The 20,515-nt window shown below is 38.1% G+C and carries 15 protein-coding genes; 9 read left to right on the top strand and 6 right to left on the bottom strand.

Annotation, left to right across the window (positions count from 1 at the left end):
• The first annotated feature begins 35 nt into the window (after nt 1-35).
• Entirely contained in the window at nt 36-374 is a 339-nt protein-coding gene (locus LMH66_RS18015) for a helix-turn-helix domain-containing protein (protein ID WP_229372085.1), read from the top strand.
• On the opposite strand, the gene LMH66_RS18010 is transcribed toward LMH66_RS18015, so the two are convergent.
• From LMH66_RS18010 to LMH66_RS17990, 5 genes are all read right to left on the bottom strand, one after another.
• A complete protein-coding gene (locus LMH66_RS18010; RefSeq protein WP_229372082.1) occupies nt 358-1,890 on the bottom strand; it encodes an anti-phage dCTP deaminase in 1,533 nt (510 codons plus the stop codon). The genes LMH66_RS18015 and LMH66_RS18010 overlap by 17 nt on opposite strands.
• A 58-nt stretch (nt 1,891-1,948) precedes the next feature.
• Entirely contained in the window at nt 1,949-2,119 is a 171-nt protein-coding gene (locus LMH66_RS18005; protein ID WP_175609491.1) for a hypothetical protein, read from the bottom strand.
• A 127-nt stretch (nt 2,120-2,246) separates the two neighbouring features.
• On the bottom strand, nt 2,247-4,823 hold the full coding sequence (gene hsdR, locus LMH66_RS18000; RefSeq protein ID WP_229372080.1) for an EcoAI/FtnUII family type I restriction enzme subunit R: 2,577 nt from the start codon (nt 4,821-4,823) through the stop codon (nt 2,247-2,249).
• Between the two features lie 34 nt (nt 4,824-4,857).
• A complete protein-coding gene (locus LMH66_RS17995) occupies nt 4,858-6,003 on the bottom strand; it encodes a restriction endonuclease subunit S (protein WP_229372077.1) in 1,146 nt (381 codons plus the stop codon).
• Complete coding sequence (locus LMH66_RS17990) at nt 6,003-7,499, bottom strand: N-6 DNA methylase (protein ID WP_229372075.1); 1,497 nt, start codon at nt 7,497-7,499, stop codon at nt 6,003-6,005. The genes LMH66_RS17995 and LMH66_RS17990 overlap by 1 nt, the downstream gene beginning before the upstream one ends.
• 758 nt (nt 7,500-8,257) lie before the next feature.
• On the opposite strand from LMH66_RS17990, the gene LMH66_RS17985 reads away from it, so the two are divergent.
• From LMH66_RS17985 to cas6f, 5 genes are all read left to right on the top strand, one after another.
• Nucleotides 8,258-9,892 carry a hypothetical protein gene (locus LMH66_RS17985; RefSeq protein ID WP_229372073.1) on the top strand — a complete coding sequence of 545 codons (1,635 nt, stop codon included), beginning with the start codon at nt 8,258-8,260 and terminating at the stop codon, nt 9,890-9,892.
• A 63-nt stretch (nt 9,893-9,955) separates the two neighbouring features.
• The gene (locus LMH66_RS17980) at nt 9,956-11,185 is read left to right on the top strand and encodes a TniQ family protein (RefSeq protein WP_229372071.1); all 1,230 of its coding nucleotides are present in this window, start codon (nt 9,956-9,958) and stop codon (nt 11,183-11,185) included.
• A complete protein-coding gene (locus LMH66_RS17975) occupies nt 11,179-13,278 on the top strand; it encodes a type I-F CRISPR-associated protein Csy2 (RefSeq protein ID WP_229372069.1) in 2,100 nt (699 codons plus the stop codon). Before LMH66_RS17980 ends, LMH66_RS17975 begins: the two co-directional genes overlap by 7 nt.
• Nucleotides 13,279-13,287: 9 nt before the next feature.
• Nucleotides 13,288-14,379, top strand: a complete 1,092-nt coding sequence (gene csy3 / locus LMH66_RS17970; protein WP_229372067.1) for a type I-F CRISPR-associated protein Csy3 — start codon at nt 13,288-13,290, stop codon at nt 14,377-14,379.
• Between the two features lies 1 nt (nt 14,380).
• Nucleotides 14,381-14,998, top strand: a complete 618-nt coding sequence (gene cas6f, locus LMH66_RS17965) for a type I-F CRISPR-associated endoribonuclease Cas6/Csy4 (RefSeq protein WP_229372065.1) — start codon at nt 14,381-14,383, stop codon at nt 14,996-14,998.
• A gap of 649 nt (nt 14,999-15,647) precedes the next feature.
• Here the strand turns inward: cas6f and LMH66_RS17960 are convergent.
• Nucleotides 15,648-16,532 carry a hypothetical protein gene (locus LMH66_RS17960; RefSeq protein WP_229372063.1) on the bottom strand — a complete coding sequence of 295 codons (885 nt, stop codon included), beginning with the start codon at nt 16,530-16,532 and terminating at the stop codon, nt 15,648-15,650.
• Between the two features lie 828 nt (nt 16,533-17,360).
• On the opposite strand from LMH66_RS17960, the gene LMH66_RS17955 reads away from it, so the two are divergent.
• The 3 genes from LMH66_RS17955 (at nt 17,361) to LMH66_RS17945 (ending at nt 20,115) form a co-directional block, all read left to right on the top strand.
• Entirely contained in the window at nt 17,361-17,744 is a 384-nt protein-coding gene (locus LMH66_RS17955; RefSeq protein ID WP_229372061.1) for a hypothetical protein, read from the top strand.
• Between the two features lie 25 nt (nt 17,745-17,769).
• Nucleotides 17,770-18,231: a DUF6998 domain-containing protein gene (locus LMH66_RS17950; RefSeq protein ID WP_229372059.1), complete on the top strand. Its 462-nt coding sequence runs from the start codon at nt 17,770-17,772 to the stop codon at nt 18,229-18,231.
• Between the two features lie 114 nt (nt 18,232-18,345).
• Complete coding sequence (locus LMH66_RS17945; protein ID WP_229372058.1) at nt 18,346-20,115, top strand: P-loop NTPase fold protein; 1,770 nt, start codon at nt 18,346-18,348, stop codon at nt 20,113-20,115.
• Nucleotides 20,116-20,515: the final 400 nt, after the last annotated feature.

Below are 20,515 nucleotides of genomic sequence, written 5' to 3'. Positions count from 1 at the left end.
ATCTAAGTTATCTAGGATCAGACAAAAATGAACTCGTGTCAGAAAAACAGATCAATCCACTGCCGCTTAGGCTTAAGCAGGCAAGAAAAGCGATGGGCATCAGCCAAAAGCAACTGGGCATTCAATTAGGAATGGAACCGGGCACGGCGAGCGCACGCATGAATCATTATGAAAAAGGCAAACACACACCCGATTACGCCACGCTAAAAGCGATGGCCGACGAGTTAGGTGTGCCCGTGGCTTACTTTTTTTGTGAGTCAGAAAGCACAGCTGAGTTGCTGTGCTTGTTTGAGAAAATGACTGAAGAAGAAAAGGCGGAGTTAGTTGAGAGAATAAAAAAGGTTAACTCTAATACATCTAATTGTATTGAATAAAATTATCTTCCCCAACTAGCTCATTCGTCATTTCAACAACTTTTAGTTCATAGTCACCATAGCAATCTAAAGGTTGAGTATCCATGTGCTCTTCCTTAATTAAGTCGAACTCAATAGCTTTACCATTCTTCTTTTTCTTTTTTGAATATGCAAAAAATTTAGAATATCTGTTTGGCGATACACCTTCAAAGTTTTCAAATACGACTTTATTGGCCTTTTTGTCATCTATTAAACAAATTGCATCATCGTGTAAATCTAAAGCTAAACTTTTTTCATATGGTTCTATATAGACAACGCGCTCTATACCTGCAGCAACAATATGTCTAGCACAGCTATGGCATGGGTAGGTAGTGCAATATAGAATTTTGCCAACAGTAGACGTGGTAGTGTCTCTAGCTAGAGATACAATCGCATCCATCTCTGCATGGATTGCTCTAGAATATTCTATTAAGCTTTTGGCTTTTGAGTTATCCATTATATCTTCAGCTAACTTGGTGCTGCCATCAATTCCATTTTTTGTAAGTACTTCTTCTATCTGTTTTCTGAGTAAACCTTTATGTTTGTCATTATGGCAATCACCAGTTCTGTAACCGTAGCATCGATTATCTTCTTCGTTATCTGTATCGTATAGACCACCACCAAATTTCGGTACATCATTACAGCCTGTTGAAAGAATTCGACCTTCTGTATCAGAAATTGCAGCACCAACCTGTCTAGACATACATGCTGAACGTAAAGAGGCTGAATAAGCCGAAAACATTCCACTTTCATTTCTAGTAGGCGTGATATTTTCAACACCATGAACAAGTTTAATAAATCGGGTAACGGATGCTTTCAGTTTATCGGCTTTATCAATATTTCGGATAAAGTAATCAGATAGAAATGCAGTAGTTTCCACTTGCTGGCCAAAATCATCTTTACCTTTACGGTCGCGATCTACTAGTTTGTAGGCGTCTGATTTTTTGATACCTTCCTGAACAATGTTGTTGATACGTTCATTTTCAGTTCTTAAAAGGCCTAATAAATAGAAATTATTTCTGTATATTTCTTGAAATATTTTAACTTCGGCAGGATTTTTTAATTGGTTGATGATATATGCCACTTTTTTGTCAATTTTCAAAGCGGTAGTTGGGGGGGTATTTTTATCACCAAACAAGCTCGTGCGGATAATAGAAATTCTGCGTATTGCCATATCAGCAATTATGGAAGGGGATTTGTTAGCTCTTAAGTCATCACCCAAATCTTGTAATTTATCATAGCGTTCATAACCATTAAGCTTGAGTGTTTCTTCTGGGTTTTCGAATTGTGCAGCGATTAATTCACTTAAGCTGATATGCTCCACATGGTAATCAGCTGAAATTAACTCTTCTTGAAGTTGTTTATTCAACAGTTTGACGCCTGCACCTACAGCTCCACAAAGACCAATAACAAGCTCTTTTGAGTGCCTTGCTCGTATGGTATCTAATGTGCTTTTGGATTTTTTCCCTGGAAAGTTTACGAGTTGTGGCTGGGCCATTTCTGATATCCTTATCTTATAAAAACTATACGATATCAGAGGTTAAAAGCTAAAGCACTTACCAATCTAATTTAGATGCAGCTTCAGATACTTGACGTTTAGCTTGTTCAAATTTAATAGATGTTTTCTTTTGTTCGAATAATCGAACATTAGAGTTTTTATTAACATCATTTCTAGGCTTTGGTGAAGCTGATTTTGATGTCTGGTAATCACTTAATTGAGCAATCATGTCCATATCCTTATAAGGAGAAGCGCGTATTATACACAGAGCTTTTCATGTTTCAATTAAAAACGACTTCAACTAAACTTATAGCCGATTGGCGCATAAATCAACTATAACTATGACTTTTGTTGGTTCACTCATATAAATACTTCTGAAATCCGATAAACGTTTCACGTATTGCTGTTGGTGAGCCGAACTCTGCTGCAGCATCGCTTATGGTGTTGTATTTAAGTTCTACTAAGCTGCGCATTTTCTTGGCTGCTAATTCTTGTACGCCATCTTCGATGTATTTATCTAAAATGAATTCGATAAATTCGACCTGTTTGTAGCTAAACTTACTTGATATGCTGGGTCTGGCAGTTGCGACACGCTCTTTGCGTGTGTGGGTTTCTCTAGCGTAAGCTACAAAGGCTAATAGGTCGTATACGTCACTGTCTTTGGCGTCGATAATATCTTTCATACTATCGAGTTTTTCATCGTCGTAACCGGCTTCGTGTAAATCTGCTAATAGCTTTTCACGGGTGCTTGGATTACTCCATATTTCACGTAACTGATCTTCATTGCCAAAGAATCTGGGTAAATCACCAAACAATTGTTCAACAAATTGTTTAGCGGTAAGCATTTCGCCGTCTGCACCCATAAACAATACGCTTTTCATGTGCTGTATTTGGCGAACTTTACCATCAGTTAACGTGATGAATATTTTTTCTGGTCTGCCAGTTCCCCCACCGCCTTCGTCTGTATCACAACTACAGGGAGTATTGCCGCAGTTAATACAGGGCTCATCTGTGCCAATATCAGGGCACTCGCAAGGTGACTGATTGCAATTATCACAAGGGAGTTCTGGTTCGTCATTTCCGCAATTACACGGATTAAAACCACAGACTTCACATACACAAATACAGGGTTTGGCGTTACAAATATCACAAGGCTCTGGTTCAGGTTTGTCATCTGGTGGCAGTGGCTCGCCATCCCACTCTGGATCTGAAAAGTTATGATGTGCTTTTACAAAGTCATACACGGTGAAAAATGATTTACCGTCGTACATGCGCGTACCACGGCCTATGATTTGTTTAAACTCAATCATGTTTTTACATTCACGCATGAGCACAATGTTGCGCACATTACGGGCGTCTACGCCTGTCGATAACTTACGTGAAGTGGTTAATATGGTAGGAATGGTTTTTTCGTTATCACAGAATGTACGTAAGTCGTTTTCACCCGCCGCACCATCGTTAGCGGTAATTCGAACACAATAGCTTGGGTTAGTTGTCCAACCTTTTTTTACCGCGTATTGATTAATAAAATCGCGCACCATACCAGCATGTTCTTGGGTGGCACAAAATACAATGGTTTTTTCCTGCGGATTGATATGGTCCATCCAATATTGCACACGTTTCTGTTCACGCTGCGGCATTGTGATGATGCGGTTAAAGTCACTCTCTTTGTAAACTTTTCCAGCTTCAGGCTCACCTTTAAAAGTAACCGCATCGCCAGGGGTATAAACATACTCGTCCATGGTACCGACAATTGGGTACACCTTAAATGGCGTTAAAAATCCGTCACTAATACCCTGCTTTAATGTGTAGCAGTAAACAGGGTCGCCAAAGTATTTGTAACTGTCGGCATTGTCGGTACGCTTTGGCGTAGCAGTTAAACCTAACTGCACAGCGGGGGCAAAGTAATTAAGAATTTCACGCCATGAACTTTCATCATTTGCGCCGCCACGGTGACATTCATCAATAATGATAAAGTCGAAGAAGTCTTCTGGATATTCTCTAAATCGGCAGTTGCTAGTATCTTTTACTTGCTCAGCATCAAACTCTTCACTTTCTAATTCTTCAGCATCATTACCGCCAGGTTCCGTCATGAGTGTTTGGAAAATCGCCATGAAGATACTGGCATTTTTAGGTACACCTTTGGCTTTTTTTATTTCGCTAGGTGTAATTCGCACTACCGCATCTTCACCAAATGCACCAAAGTCATTAAAGGCTTGTTTGGTTAATACATTACGGTCGGCTAGGAATAAAATGCGTGGGCGTTTTTTAGCGTTACTTGGATTCTTAGCCGCTTGCAAACTCCAACGGCTATTGAACAACTTCCATGACAATTGAAAAGCAATGCAGGTTTTACCCGTACCTGTTGCAAGGGTCAGTAGAATACGGTCTTTGCTTTTTGCTATCGCCTCTAATGCTTGGTTAATCGCATTTTCTTGGTAGTAGCGAGGTTGCCAGTCGCCTTTACATTCAAAGGGGATTTTTGCAAAATTTTCACGCCAAGTGCTGGTGAACTCAGGTTCGCTTTTCCCGTCTTCGCCATTAAAGGCAATTGCCCACATTTCTTCTGGGCTTAAGTAGCTTTCAACTAACTGCTCGTCACCCGTTAGCATATCTATTTGGTAAATGTCATGACCGTTTGTGGCATAAGCGAAACGGCACTGCAAGCGTGTAGCGTAGTCTTTAGCTTGGCGTACACCTTCGGTGTAGCTTAAACTTTCACGCTTAGCTTCAACTGCTGCGAGCTTGCGACCTTGAAACTCTAAAACGTAATCTGCACTGAGTTTTGAACCACGCTTACCACCACCCAAAATACGCCCAGCAGTAATACTCACTTCGCGGCGAATTATGCTGTGTTCAATAACGCCCCAACCGTCTAAGGCTAATTTAGGCGAGATTAACTCGGCACGGGTTTCAGATTCGTTTCTACTCATGACACTACCTTGTGTTTACTGTTTAGGCTGATGTTTAGTCGTGCGTTAATTCACCGCTAAAGGCTTTTTGTAAGATGGATTTTTTTAGTTCGTCTATCTTTAAAATTTTCTTACGGTAAATAGCCTCTATCTTGTCAATATATAGCTTCAAACTTTGTAATTCGCTGACTATCTTTTCCTGAGTAATCATATCTGGTACGGGGAGCGAGTATTCTTTGATCATAGGCACTGTTAATTGAGGAATAGCCGACCCACTTCTTAAAATATCTAATGTTTGTAGGGCATACTTCAAATACTCTAAACCAATAATTTCTTTATTTGGTGTTAATACAATTAGTCGCACAATTGGCAAAAATGGTTCTTTTCTCAATTCGATATGACCAGTACCACTTCCCCTGGCTGCAATAGTTATTGACGGTTCATCGGCTCTAGAGTAATCAGTAAATCCATAGAGGCCATTATTCTTCACCGCATTGGCGTAGATAGGGATATTAAACTCTTTGGTTTGCTCCTTTGAAAACAAACCTTTTTTAGGGGCGTCGCCACCTGCAAATATATCATCGCAAACTAATGGTAAAGAACTTAAATTCGAAGATACACCAAGGCTTTCAAACAAATTAAGCTTTTTGCTTTCAAATAACTCGCGGGCATTTTTTAGGTTTTGTTCGGTTTTAGCGCGTGTTTGTTCTAAGTCGGCAAACACAGTGTCGAGCAATGCCACAATGCGTTTTTGTTCTGGGATTGGTGGGAGTGGAATTTCCAAGGCTTTAACAAAAGTAAGTTTCACACCCTGAACTGTAGCGCCAGTTCCGGCTCCCACAATCACATGTGCAATACTCTTAAGCCACCAATATAAAAAAGTATTATCAAGCCTTTCTGTTTTAGGAATTATCGCTTTTAAATCTTGATTTATTGCTGTGTCTTGCTCTAAAACACATACTTTTCCCAATCCAACCCTAGTCGCAGTAATGATTGTTCCTGAAGGAATTAGATTAGTTGAACTCTTTTTAATGGCTTCTTCTGTAATACTCATTTCTGTACGAGATAAACGATCGTTTCGCATATCACGAACTGTAGCCCAAGGAATAACGCCCTCGTAAAAGCTTTTATTAGACTTTGTTGGTGTTCCACCGCCAATAATATTGCATACGTCACCTAATTTTTTAACTGACCATACCATTACAGCAACTCCTGAATCTTAACTAAAATTGCTTCTGACTCTTTATCTAACGCGATAATATCTTCAATAATCACTTTAGGTTCACGCAGTGGCACTGCTTCTTCAACATTCGGATTCTTAACTGACAGGTCATAGGTGCTTTCGTCAATATCACCGATAGCTAATGCCCAAGATTTTTCTGAGCTGCCTTTTTCTAAGTTACTCATGGCTGCTTTTTGTAGCTCAACAAATTCTTCTAAATCTTTGTCGTTTAACGGGTTGGTTTTACCCATGTTACGACCGACATTTAGCTCGTAGAACCATGTATTAAGCGTTGGTTCACCTTTGGTAAAGAACAGCACGACAGTTTTAACCCCAGCACCTAAAAAGGTACCGCCTGGGCAATCAAGCACGGTGTGTAAATTACAGTTTTCCAGTAGTTCTTTACGTAATTTAATCGCGGCGTTGTCGGTGTTACTTAAGAACGTATTTTTAATCACAATGGCTGCACGGCCACCGGGTTTGAGCATTTTAATAAAGTGCTGCAAAAACAAAAATGCAGTTTCACCGGTTTGAATTGGGAAGTTCTCTTGTACTTCTTTACGCTCTTTACCACCAAACGGAGGGTTAGCCAGTATGATATCGTGTTGGTTACTTGGCTGAATATCTTGCAGGTTTTCAGACAGTGTATTGGTGTGTAATACGTTAGGCGCTTCGATGCCATGCAAAATCATGTTCATGATGGCGATAACGTACGCCAGAGACTTTTTCTCTTTAGCGTAAAAGGTACTGTTTTGCAGGGTTTCCCTATCACTTGTCGATAAACTGCTCTTTGGTTTTAGCTTTTTTTCATCTTCATAATAAAGATAATCGAATGCTTCACACAAGAAACCAGCAGACCCAGCTGCGCCATCATAAATGGTTTCACCAATTTGTGGTTGTACTACATCTACCATCGCGCGAATTAATGGGCGTGGCGTGTAGTATTCGCCGCCGTTTCTGCCTGCGTTACCCATGTTTTTAATTTTGGCTTCGTATAAGTGGCTTAGTTCGTGTTTTTCTTGCTGTGAGCGGAAACGTAAGGAGTCAATTTTTTCCAGAGCGTCACGCAGTGAATAACCACTTTGAATTTTGTTTTTTATCTCGCTAAAAATCTCACCAATTTTATATTCAATGGTGTTGGCGTTATCGGCACGTTGCTTAAAGCCTTTTAGGTATGGGAATAGTTGACCATCAACAAAATCCATTAAGTCATCACCGGTTAAGGCGTTGTTATGGTCAAACTTGCCATCAGCGTCTTTTGGTGCCGCCCATTCGCTCCAACGGAATTGCTTGTCGATGATGTATTCATAGGTTTCCATCATCATCTCAGCTTCTTGCGACTTGGTGTATTCAAGATCGTCGAGGTACTTTAAAAATAGCATCCATGATGATTGCTCGGTGTAATCTAGCTCAGAAGAGCAACCTGCGTCTTTGTGGAAAATGTCGTCGACGTTTTTAAATACTTGTTCAAACATGAGTTACCTATTGAAATGTGTTACCGGCATCGAATATAGATTTGATGTCAGTGAAATTTGGTTGTTGCTGCTTATGCGCGTCATGAAGGCTATCCTACATTTCCCACATAATCTAAACACGCCAATAATGATGCTCCATTGCGTGTCAGTCGTATTAGTTGCTTTGAATAAGCCTAAGGCTATTCATTGTCTTAGATAGGAAAATAATTGACCTCATCTTATCAGTAAAAAATGGCTATGTTATGGTTTACGGTCAAGTTTTTATGCCTGCTTTTCATTTATTTCTAATTGATAAAAAACGGTAGAGGAAAAGGTAATATGCCTGTAATGCTTTTTGGGTCATCATGCTGCATAAAATTCGATGATGAAATCAGTTTATCTATTGATAAATTTACTTTTTATCAAGCAGAGTAAGGGACTCATTACTTATACAGTGAAATGTGTGACAGCCCTTATCAGCCAATGCCAGATCCTTATGCTGAAATAGATAAAAAACGCGAAAAAGTTGAGTTAGGAAGGTTGAGAAACCCATGGCGAATTTTTACTATTTTTGCGGTTGGAGGGGTAATAGGTTTTGTTTGCGCAAATATAATGAATTAACCAAAGTCCTGTATGTTTATTGTACATTTAGTGTGAGTGCGGATATGATTATTTTGTACATTAGCGCTTAAGTAGGTTGTCACACAATGCAATATGGATGTTTGCTGTGGTATTGATTTTTTGTGACCTTAGATTTGCAAATTGATCAAGGATGAGAAATGAAATATCTCGTTATAATACTGGCTCTATTGAGCCTGTCGGCTTGTGGCTCCTCAACGTCAAACAACGATTCCACTCCCATTACCACCGATATTCAAGTCGCTACCCCATCGAATGAACTAGATGCTCATCATTTAGCATGTAGACGAGCAAGTGATGAGCAGCTCAATTATTTAAGTCAAAAAATTACTAGCCAATCTGATTTAAAAGGCGTGTTGTTTTACTTTCATGGTGGGTTGAGTGGTGAAGGTTATATGAAAGGCACCTTGGGGCCACTATTACAAGAGTCTATTTTTAATTCCGAAGCACTAAATAGCTACTATCCTGTTTTTATTAATTATGATGCTCATCCATATAAAGATGGCAATTTAGGAAAAAGCTTTGTTGAGTTACTAGAAGAAGCTGCAAAAGACACAGCTTTTAATCAAGCTGGACAGAAGTTTAAAGATAAGATGGTTACAGATTCTACACTGAAGAAGTCACAAAAGGGTTTTGGTGGTTTAAATTCTGATGATGCCACTGCTGAAGTGGCTAAGAGCTATCTACAGCAAGTATCTTCTAGTTTGAAAAGTAACAATAAATTTAATTCGATTACTGTTGATAGTGATGAATACTACTACGCTATTCTAGAAGATGACTTTTTAGCACAGCAGATAAACGATGATTTAGTTAAACTGGATCAAGACTTTCGAGAAATTGAGGAAGAGTTGGCGGGTGCCTCTGTTACATCACTGAAGGATGGTGATATTCAAAAAGGTATTATTGGTTTTTCAACAAGTGTGGTTATTGCTAAGTCACTTGCACGTATTGCCTTAGGGACCAATCACCAAATAGTACCAACTTTTGAAGAGGAGGCTTTTAGGGCGTATAACATCGGCGGCTTCAGCATTCAAAAGGTTGCTACGGCACATTGGAATACTGTAAAAAAGAACGCTCAAGAGTGTTTTGCTGATGGTTCTGCTGGTGACAAGTTGGTGAAGACTTTAGTGGAGGCTGGCATTCCAATTCATACCATTTCACATTCTGCAGGTTCTATTCCTACAGGTCATTTGCTCAAAAGTATGAAAGAAAAATCGCAAAAACTGGCTTCTGTTAATTTAATTGTGCCAGCAATTTCACAAGAGGGATTTAGCGATATTTACCTTAAAAATTTAGCGGGTGCAGACAATATTTATGGTTATGTATTGAGCAGGAAGCAAGAGGAAGTGGATAGTATTGTTTGGGGTATTTATCCCGCCTCACTTTTGTATGCTGTATCAGGTGTTGCCGAAGGAGCTTGGCATAACGATAAAATGTTGATGATAGAGCAGCATATGAGGCCAACAAGTAGAGTATATGGCAGTTGGTTCCATAAAATGTTTACTGGGGATAAGCCAAAACCGGTGTGGAAATTTTTAGCTAATAATAGCGAGAAATGGTATTACTACCCAAGTAAACAACTACCATATAACACGGATAAACCTGGTAAGCGTTCATCCCACGAATGTACTAAGTATCCTTGGGTTTCGCCAGAAGTGGCGACCAGTATCATTAAAAACATCTCTGGAGTGACCGTTGATAATGTTAGCCTGCCTAACTCTCCTGAAACAATCAAGGATGCTCAAAGCCTTAATAAAAAATGTGACTTTTATTAACCTTGAATTAAATTGAAGACTTCGGTTACACTCAAACTAAGAATTCCTTAGTTTTGGTGTGGTATGGCATTTCTCTTTTCTCCTAAAGTACGTGCTTTTTCCGATGAGTCATTAGAAAGTTACCTGTTACGAGTTGTAGCTGAGAACTTCTTTGATTCCTATCAGCAATTGAGTTTAGCGATCCGTGAAGAGCTTCATGAGTTAGATTTTGAGGTTCATGGTGCTTTTCCTATTGAGCTAAAACGCCTTAATGTGTATCACGCCAAACATAATAGTCATTTTAGAATGCGGGCATTAAGCTTGCTTGAATCCCTCCTTGATTTACCTCCTCATGAGTTACAAAAGCTGGCCTTACTGCGATCTAATAGAACATTTGTGGGAGGCATGTCTGCAGTGCACCGTAATGGTGTTGATATTCCGATGAGCTTTATTCGTTACGACGCTGAAGATGGTGTTGAAGCTTTACCTGTTTGCCCTCAATGCTTAAAGGAAAACCCCTATATCCGCCAGGCTTGGCACCTAAAACCTGTGGAAGTATGTGCTAAACATGAGTGTGAACTGCTTCATCACTGTCCTGAGTGCCAACTACCCATCAATTATATTGAGAATGAGTCGATTACTTATTGTGCTTGCGGGTTTGAGTTTGCGTTAGCTTCTAGCATTAATGCTGACAATCAAAAGGTTGTATTGTCCCGTAGCTTGTTTGACGGTGACGCTTTATCTAATAATCCTCTGTTATTTATGGGTACATCTGCCACTCATCGGCTTGCCGCACTGGTTTGGTATCAAAAACGCTATGGCAAGTGTGATGACTTTAGCAATGCTATTACCTATTTTGATGCTTGGCCGAATAATTTTTACAACGAGCTGGACAAGCTAACTGCTGGAGCAGAGTTAAAGCTTATTGATTTATTTAATCGAACTTCATTTCACTCTATCTTTGGTGAGCTTATTTTAAATTCTCAATGTATTTATCCAGAAGATAAAGAGCCGCATTTTATTCATCTAGCTTTGATGGAATATCTTAGAAAATTAGTAGAGTCTTCCCCTAAAACCAAGAAACCTAACGTGGCTGATATGTTGGTTTCTGTAGCTGAAACGGCAGTCTTATTGTCTACCACCCATGAGCAGGTTTATCGCCTCTATCAAGAGGGTATTTTAGTCTCTAAGTTTCGTCAAAAAATGAGGCATCGAATAGAACCTCATGTTGGTGTTTTTTATTTAAGGCAAATCATTGAGTTTCAATTAAGTTTTGGAAGTAATAATCAGGGAGTGTATTTATCATCATGGTAGATGAACAAAGTTTCCAAGAGTTACTCGGTATTGAGGATATTTCTGAGCGGGATATTGCATTAAGGAGAGCCTTTGCTGCCTATAAAGCACCGATTGATGTGACGGGCAATGAAGCCGATGCATTAATGATATTACTCAACCTAACTTACCCCAGAAAGTTGGTCAATAATCTCCTCGATAAAAAACTAGCTAAAACCACACTCAAAAATGAGATCCATATTGATGGGTGTATTAATGAAGTGGAATGGCTACATACTCACAATTTGAAATATCCTGATATTCGAGTCAGTAAGCAAAGACTGATAAAAGCATCTCCAGTATCACACCCTAATGTATTGAGTAGTGCAAGCTGCATAAGCACTTTGGGGTGGTCACATGACAGCGCCAAAGTGAATAAGGCAAAGTTGTTTACTTGTCATTTTATTTGGCAAGAGCGAGTGTGTTGTCTTGCCACTTTATTGTTAGAACCGCCTAAAGAATGGAAGTCTGCTTTTCAGCAATTTGGTATGCCTGTGAAGCTCTTCATGAATGTGTGCGGCAGGGTTAAAGCTTCCTTGCCTAGTGATGAAAGTCCCAATCGTGTCGATAAATATTCCATTCAAGTTCGCCTGCCTTATCGAGATGGCTATTTGGCGATTACGCCTGTTGTTAGTCATGCATTGCAAGCAGAAATACAACAATCTGCAATGTCTAAGAAGGGCCGATACACCAATATTGAGTTTACACGTCCTGCGGCTGTTAGTGAGTTATTGGCGTCTCTTGGTGGTAACGTCAAAGTACTGAGTTACCCGCCAAGAATAGGAAATGTAGTGCATGGATTAAGAGACTCTTGGGTATTAAAGGTGCAAGCTGGTCAAACTGTATTAAATCAAAGTGCATTATCACAACCTCAATTTAGCAGCGCTTTAGATGGCCTTTTAACAAATGGTTTTAAGTTAGCACTGAAGCAACGTAGGCAGCAAAAAGTAGCTTGTATGAGACAGATAAGAGCAACTTTGACTGAGTGGTTATCGCCATTATTGGAATGGTGTTTAGAGGTAGAAGAGAACAAGGTTAATGTTAACGAACTAGTGAATATTCATAACTCATTTGAGTATCAGTTTATAACTACTGAAAAAGAAAATCTTGCTGGGTTACTAAACCCCATGTTTAGCCTGTTAAATACTGTCTTATCTAACTCAAATACGTTACAAAAATATGCTTTCCATCAGCGTTTGATGAAGCCGCTGAAAAGTAGTTTGAAATGGTTGCTCGGGTCTCTATCTAGAGAGTCAAATAGAGAAATAGTAGATGAAGATAGCCAACAGCGTTATTTGTATTTAAAAGGCATACAAGTATTTGATGCGCAAGCGTTATCTAATCCCTATTGTGCTGGTATCCCTTCGTTAACGGCAGTATGGGGGATGATGCATAACTATCAACGGCGGTTAAATGAAAGGCTAGGTACTGAGATTAGAATGACTTCATTTTCGTGGTTTATTCGTCAGTACTCATCAGTAGCAGGTAAAAAACTGCCTGAGTACGGTATGCAAGGGCAAAAAGAAAACCAGTTTAGACGGGCTGGGATTATAGATAATAAACATTGTGATTTAGTGTTTGATCTTGTGGTGCACATTGATGGTTATGAAGAGGACTTAACTTTACTAGATGATGCAAGTGGCATTATAAAAGCAAGCTTTCCAGCCAACTTTGCTGGAGGCGTTATGCTTCCTCCTGAGATAGGTACAGTCGATGAATGGTGTGAGTTGTATCGTAGTGAAACATCGCTTTATTTAAAGCTCAGAAGGCTTCCAGCTTCCGGTAAATGGATAATGCCGACTAGATATCAATTTGCTAACCTTGATGAGATGCTAAGACTGTTGAAGCAAAATTTATCGTTGTGCCCAGTGATGTCGGGATACCTGTTATTAGCTATTCCTGATAGTCGTAAAAATTCGCTGGAGCCATTACATTGTTATGCTGAGTCTGCGATTGGACTAGTTGAGTATGCAACCGCGATTGATATAAGGTTGCAAGGGATGAGTAACTTTTTTAGACGGGCTTTTTGGATGCTCGATATAAAAGAAGCTTCAATGCTAATGAAACGGATTTGAGGATGCTTTATGGAGTTATGTAATGTTTTAAAGTACGACCGATCTTTGTACCCAAGTAAAGCGGTTTTCTTCTACAAAACAGCAGAAAATGACTTTGTCCCTCTTGAGGCTGAAATTAATCGAATTCGAGGTCAAAAGGCTGGGTTTACAGAAGCCTTTACTCCACAGTTCAAGTCCAAAAACTTAGCACCGCAAGATTTAGCCCATTGTAATCCGCTTATCCTTGAAGAGTGCTACGTCCCCCCAAATGTTGATCATATTTATTGCCGTTTCTCATTAAGAGTACAAGCTAACTCTCTTAAACCTGCGGGTTGCAGCGAACCGACAGTATTCGCTTTACTTGAAGAGTTTGCAGCAAAATTTAAAACGTGTGGCGGTTACAAAGAATTAGCCACTCGATACTGTAAAAACGTACTGTTAGGCACCTGGCTTTGGCGTAACCAAAATACGGGAAATTCTCAAATAGAGGTTCAAACTAGCTCTGGTAATTGCTATCAAATAGCTAACACTCGCAAACTTGCTTGGGACAGTCATTGGCCTGCCGATGCTCAAAAGGTATTAGAAGAGTTAAGTGATGAGGTTCATCAAGCGTTAACAGAGCCTACTGTATTTTGGCATGCAAATATTACTGTCAAAATTGAAACAGCTTTCTGCCAAGAGATCTACCCAAGTCAGTCTTTTGGTGAAAAGGCGGCACAGGGTGAAGCTTCAAAGCAGTTTGCTAAGGTGAAATGTGTTGATGGGCGTTACGCTGTGAGCTTTAATTCGGTAAAGATTGGGGCAGCACTGCAGTTAATTGATGACTGGTGGGATTATGACGGTTCAAAGCGATTGCGTATTCACGAATATGGTGCAGACAAAGAGTTAGGTGTTGCACGTCGTTCACCAGAATCTGAGCAGAGTTTTTATTCTTTGTTTGTTAACTCTGAGCTTTATCTTGCTGAGCTAAACCAACACCTAGTAGAGGATGAATATTCGATTAGTCCAAATATCTACTATCTGTTTGCTGTGTTAATAAAGGGCGGGATGTTTCAGAAAAAGGCTAAGAAGAACGTCAAATCCAAGAATGAAGAAAAGGTAGAAGCCAAGGAAAAGGTCTAGCATGAGGACTCAACGATTTTACTTTATGGTGAAGTTTGTACCTAAAGAAGCAAATTTAGCTCTGCTGATTGGGAGGTGTATTAAGATTATGCATGGCTTTATTCGTAAGCATCAGATCCAAGGTTTGGGTGTGAGTTTGCCAGCTTGGAGTGATGAATCTATCGGTAATGTCATTGCATTTATTTACTCTAATGAAGAAGCATTAAATAACCTCAGGCAGCAATCATATTTTAAAGATATGCAGGAGTGTGGATTTTTTAAAATCAGTGAGATTGAAGCTGTTCCTGATGGGTGTAATGAGGTGCGATTTAAGCGTAATCAAAGCATAGCAAAAATATTTGTTGGTGAAACTCGAAGAAGGTTAAAACGTTTGAAAAAGCGGGCGTTAGCAAGAGGCGAGGTTTTTAATCCAAACAAAAGCCCTGAACCAAAAGAGCGAGAAGCGTTTCATCGAATTGCAATGAGTAGCGATGGTAGTCAGCAAGAGTACCTTCTTCATATTCAGAAAGTTATGGTTGGGAAACAATTTGAGCCGAAATTTAACAGTTATGGCTTTGCTACTAATGAGCAGTTAAATGGTACGGTACCTGATCTATCTGACTTAGTTGAAACCATTTAACCTTCTTTGTGTAACCTATTCAAGCTGTTGATTTTTAACCACATTATCCATTTGGGATTTAGTTAGGTTAAAAGTTAATATTTGAAGTTAGCAATTGATCTTTATCATGATTTTTTGATAAGTTGATTGTGACCTGCCGTATAGGCAGCTAAAAATAAGTGAAGGTTGGGTAATTGAAGTCAGCACTCGTGACCTGCCGTATAGGCAGCTAAAAATATAAATCAAAATAAATAAACTTGAGTTACTTTGTGACCTGCCGTATAGGCAGCTAAAAATACTATGAATGTTTTTGTATCAATATCCGAAGCGTGACCTGCCGTATAGGCAGCTAAAAAACGCGAAAATCGTGACTTAAAAGTTGATTTTGAGATACCTGCCGAAAAGGCAGTAAATAAAACCTCTTCTCATTTTATGGGAAGAGGTTTTTTATTTGAGGATGACTTCTCTATAACAAAAGCCGAATGAGTGAGTTGATTAGCCTGAAGGCCGAAAGCTGGATAACGAGTCGCTTAACAATAATAAATGTGTCCAGTAATTAGTTAGAGAAACTCTAAAGTAGTAAACAGTATTCCTTAGTCACTAAAGTTTACCTCTCCACTAAAGGAGGCTGATCTTAAACTGGTAATTTTTATTGAGTAAGGATAAGCATCTAAAATAGTTTGGGAAAAAGTTTAGCAACCTCGTCTTTACTAAGGCTTTCATTTACTTCGCTTTCAGGTTTAATAAAAAACCATGCTTTTCCATCATTATATACAAACGGAGCACTATTTATTTTCGATACTGGTCTAATATAATAGAAGTTTGAGTCAAGTTGGTCGGTGATTTTCAAATTGCTGAACCAACCCATTGTTTTAATGCCTATTACCGCATAATTTCCTTGCTGGCCTTTTGGGGTAGATGTAGTGAACTTCATAAGTGAAATATCGTTATATCCAGATCTAACACACTGATTAATCTTAGTAATGTTCCGCTTACTCATATATTTTTCAGTATATACTTTTTTTCCATTTGGATAGATTTTCGATTGTAAATCAGCGCAATAAGATCCTTCATAAATCATTTCATAAGAATGCCCAGGAGTCCATATACTGTGTGAATACTTGATGTTATATTCCGTCTCAGTTGCTTTTATTATTTGACTATTAACGTAATTATATGATTCATCGATACTCTGGTTGGACGTATCTTTAATTGGGACATAATAGATACCGTATCCTGAGTTTAAAGGGTATTCCCCGTGTGAAGAGCCTAGTAAACCTAATAGCGCACCACCAATCCCATTACTCATTAGTCCCATGTAAGTATCAGCTGTTTTAGATAATGCATCTGCTTTTATATCTGCATTTTCTGCAATCCTCGCATCCATAATGCCATTATGAAAACCAAGTGAGCCATTTACTACATTCATTGCAAATGATTGTGATTTATCATAAATAAAGTCATCACTTTCTTCTGGGGAATAACTTCTTTTTGTTGATACACAAGCCACCATGCAAAAAGAGACAACTAGCAATATAGAATTATTTGACTTCATTTAAAACCCTTACAAGATAGATGATATTTATAGAGCATTTTGTTAACGCCCAAGAACAATAAATCAACCAAATCATTATGTTATTGTTTTGTTTTTGTTGTAACTTTGATTGTGATCAAGTTTAGATGGGTTGTTGGGGGAGATTCCTTCTTAGGAAGCTTCCCCCTTAATGAAGAATTGGTAAACCATTGTTTTAATAATTTAGTTTTAGGGCTAGGGAGTGTCTACTTTTTAAGGTCTGGATGATACGCTATTCAAATACTTAAGTGTGTAGTGGATTACCTAAATAGACCACTTGCTGGTAGGTAATACTTGTACTTTGTCATGGCTGATGTTACCTGAAATATTGAAGCTTTCAGAACTTGTAAAACATTTTTCTTGAAGGGCTAGGGGCATAACACATTTATGTCGGGCAGACGACACTTGTTACCAAGTGCCGCCCTCCTAAGAACCCAGCGTGCAACTTTCACTGCACTAGGCTCAAGCCTCCGCAAAAGTATCGTTTGATACCCAGCAACTTATAAAGCAGTGAGAGTAGGTTCATTCCAAGAGTTACTTACTGTCTTGTTCATAATATAGAAAAGCTACAAAACGTGATGCATTAAAAGGGGAAGCCCTTTTCGCCTCAAAAGCTCACCAAAATCGCCTTACAGCCCCCTAAAAACAACAATAAATCTGCATGTTAAATAATAATCTCAACATCGCTAAATGATTGAATCAAAATATAAAATCAGATATTGTTTATTCAATAATCAAAATGGATTTTAAACGAGTCAATCTACAGCCTCGTTAGCTGTATCTTAGGTTTTGTCGATAAATGGAGCTTTAATGAAAATTTTCTTTCAAATATTTGTAACTTTAATGGCATTAATTAGTTTAGGGTGCTTATCTCATTTTATTTACTACCTATTAAAATCACCACAAACACTTTATACCCGCTTTCTTTGCCCCAAGCACAATATGATTCTTTTAACCTACACCAAAAAAATATATCTATTTTTGTGTTTCATGCCAATTATAGTTTTTACTTATGCAGGCATTAAGCAATTATTATTTTTTGTTCCTAATGCCTGGGGTTATGTTAGTGAAGGCTCATTTAGCTCATACAAAGATTTTTTAGCGGGTATATTCGCTTTTCTGTCTATAACAGTAATTGATTTAGTCCGTAGATATTTAATTATGTACAACGAGTTATCTCAAAATAACAGTTAAAATACAGCTAACAAGAGGCAATTAAATGGAAAATATGGATCACGATAAATTTCAAGGATTAATCAAGCAGCTTTACTCAACAGTGAGCGAGCTAGAAGCCATGTTTCCAGGGCGCCACTTTACGCCAGACGGTCATATGGTCGGCAGTATCGGTGAATGCCTTGTGGCAGATGCATATGGCTTGGAATTAATAACAGCATCGAACAAAGGTTTTGATGCTATAGCCAGAGACGGAAAGGAAGTAGAGATTAAAGCTACTCAAGCAAAGTCAGTGGCTTTTCGTAGTGAGCCAGAACATACAATTATTATTAAAATTCTTCCAAATGGTAAATTTGAAGAAGCTTATAATGGGCCGGGCAAGTTGGTATGGAAGCAGTTCGCCGGAAAGAAAACTCCAAGTAATGGCCAGTTTCAAATATCATTGAATAAACTAAAAGAACTAAATATACAGGTAAGTGATTCTAGTCGTGTGCCAAGAACCGCTTAACAAGGTGATCTTGCCTCGTTCGCTACGCTTACCGGACTTCCGTTTCGGTGATTCGCACCTACACTACGGCCGCAAATTACGGCGTTAATTAGCACGGTCAATATCGAGGTTATTGTGAAGCAAGTAGATCAAATAATAGAGCTACTGCAAGACACTTCATTCCCGCAGGTTGTATTACTTGATGGCGCATGGGGAAGCGGTAAAACTCACTTTATAAAACACCATTTAAAAGCAAAGATTGAAGAACAATTCCGTCAAAAAATTTATTTTTTTTCTCTTTATGGTATTTCTAGTATTGATGACTTTAGAGATAAAATCATCTCATTATCATTAACTGCCAAAGAAGAAGCCTCTGTATTTGCGAAATATTTTTCTAAAGCCATTGATGGTGCAGCAATAAACTTAGGGGAAAGAGGAGTTGGTGCAGTGTTAAGCGGAGCTGCAGGGGCATATAAATATAAATTGTATGGTGAACTTGATGATTGTGTATTGATCTTAGATGACTTAGAACGTGTTGCTGATGAAAAATTAATTAAAAACATTTTAGGTGAGAGTTTAAGCCTAGCAGAGTCAAAAAATATAAAAGTAGTTGTCGTTGCAAATGAAGGAAAACTTAACTGTAAAAATGATATTGAAAAAGTATTTGCAGATAAATATAAATTTAGTTTTACACATGAGGAAGTCACTTCAATCCTTAAAGAAGAATATACAACTCTTAGTGACCAATTAGCTAACGAACTTCTTCTTAACATTACATCTATAAACTCGAAAAATATTAGAGTCCTAAAAAGAGCCATATCAAAATTTACTCGTATTCAACAAGAAGTATCTAAAATAGAAAATGTTGTTCTTGATCTAGCACTATCTAGAATTTTAGGGGATATAGTAAGAATATGCTGTGCAAAGTTTGAGCTCTCTTATTCTAAAGAAAAAATCATTGAGGCTATCGATTCAAGAGTTATTCGTCAAATGAAGAAAGATAGAGGAATAGAAGACAATGAAGAAACTAGTGATTATAAAAAGTTGGATGCAATATTTGCTGGTAGCTTCTATGGTTCTAATGCAAAATTAATAAATTACTGCTGTGATGGGCTTTATGAATTCACAGATTTAAAGATAGAACTAAATTTACCAATAAAGCAGACACTTCTTGATGCCATGAAATCTCCTTGGGTACAAAATCAATTATCTGAAAGCGAGTTTCAAAAGGGGGTGTTATTACTTGAAGAATTCATATCCTCAGAAACTGATGTAGATATTTATGAATGGTTCAGTATTTGTGATACATATATCTATATGCTTACTAACAAAGTTATCGAATCAAAACACTACACAAAAACTAGTTTGTTAGAATTATGTGAGGGCACTCTTGTTAATAGATTTAAGATCACAACTGCAGAAGATGAGTTTGGATATAGATATCGGATTAACTTTTATGATGACGAAGTAAGTAAAAAATTCTACTTAAAAAAAGCTGAACTAGATGCTCTAAAGACAGATAATAAAAATTCGAAATTCTCTCATAACTTTCAATTATCCTGGGCAAATGTAAAGGATGATGTTTACCAAAATTTGATGCATACACCTATTTTTCACAACCTGAGTGTAGAAGCATTAGAAGCAGCTCTTCGTTCTTGGTCTAATGAAGATGTTTATCAGTTCGTTAGATTTATCAAGGAGAGATATAGTTTCAATAATATTGAAGACTTTTTCAAACCAGAATTAGAAACTTTAAAAACAGTATATTTAATGGTAGATGAATTACAAAAAGAGTTAGGTGTAGGGCTAAAAGTTGCGAGTTTACTTGATCTTCATGATAGTTTACTTGAGGCACACTCTAGAATGGAAAGACATTTACCTACGAAAGAGCAAAGTGCTAGTTAACACCTGTAATAAAATTACATGTCATAAGTGAAGGTTTATCAATGACAATAAATTTGTCAGCTTATGGTTATATTTTATGTCAGTATATGGTTATATTTTTTAGCTAAGTTATTGAAAGTTTTAATCGGTCTATGTCAGCTTATACTTGCAGCGACAAAGAGGTTTTTTATTTGATACTAACTTACTGGCATTTTCTAATAAAAGCTCAAGAGTGAGTTGATTATTCAGAGGGTCGAGAGCTGGATAACGAGTAGCTTAACAATAATAAATATGCTGAGTTTTCTTAAATCCCTAACAAGCTTATGCCCCAAAACTTGTTAGCAGCTTTAGCAAGCTAATGATTTTATTTGAATAGAATCTAAATCAAAGTCGTGGCGCTTCGCCCACACCAGACTAAAAG

Origin of the sequence: Shewanella sp. 10N.7 (assembly GCF_020806285.1) — a bacterium.
Classification (GTDB): domain Bacteria; phylum Pseudomonadota; class Gammaproteobacteria; order Enterobacterales; family Shewanellaceae; genus Shewanella; species Shewanella electrodiphila.
The sequence above is the reverse complement of the archived record's forward strand: the minus strand, read 5'-3'. Positions and strand labels throughout refer to the sequence as shown.

Coding starts and splice junctions, on each gene's coding strand:
- LMH66_RS18010 (WP_229372082.1), bottom strand. CDS start 1,890: ATGGCCCAGCCACAACTCGTAAACTTTCCAGGGAAAAAATCCAAAAGC.
- LMH66_RS18005 (WP_175609491.1), bottom strand. CDS start 2,119: ATGATTGCTCAATTAAGTGATTACCAGACATCAAAATCAGCTTCACCA.
- hsdR (WP_229372080.1), bottom strand. CDS start 4,823: ATGAGTAGAAACGAATCTGAAACCCGTGCCGAGTTAATCTCGCCTAAA.
- LMH66_RS17995 (WP_229372077.1), bottom strand. CDS start 6,003: ATGGTATGGTCAGTTAAAAAATTAGGTGACGTATGCAATATTATTGGC.
- LMH66_RS17990 (WP_229372075.1), bottom strand. CDS start 7,499: ATGTTTGAACAAGTATTTAAAAACGTCGACGACATTTTCCACAAAGAC.
- LMH66_RS17985 (WP_229372073.1), top strand. CDS start 8,258: ATGAAATATCTCGTTATAATACTGGCTCTATTGAGCCTGTCGGCTTGT.
- LMH66_RS17980 (WP_229372071.1), top strand. CDS start 9,956: ATGGCATTTCTCTTTTCTCCTAAAGTACGTGCTTTTTCCGATGAGTCA.
- LMH66_RS17975 (WP_229372069.1), top strand. CDS start 11,179: ATGGTAGATGAACAAAGTTTCCAAGAGTTACTCGGTATTGAGGATATT.
- csy3 (WP_229372067.1), top strand. CDS start 13,288: ATGGAGTTATGTAATGTTTTAAAGTACGACCGATCTTTGTACCCAAGT.
- cas6f (WP_229372065.1), top strand. CDS start 14,381: ATGAGGACTCAACGATTTTACTTTATGGTGAAGTTTGTACCTAAAGAA.
- LMH66_RS17960 (WP_229372063.1), bottom strand. CDS start 16,532: ATGAAGTCAAATAATTCTATATTGCTAGTTGTCTCTTTTTGCATGGTG.
- LMH66_RS17955 (WP_229372061.1), top strand. CDS start 17,361: ATGAAAATTTTCTTTCAAATATTTGTAACTTTAATGGCATTAATTAGT.
- LMH66_RS17950 (WP_229372059.1), top strand. CDS start 17,770: ATGGAAAATATGGATCACGATAAATTTCAAGGATTAATCAAGCAGCTT.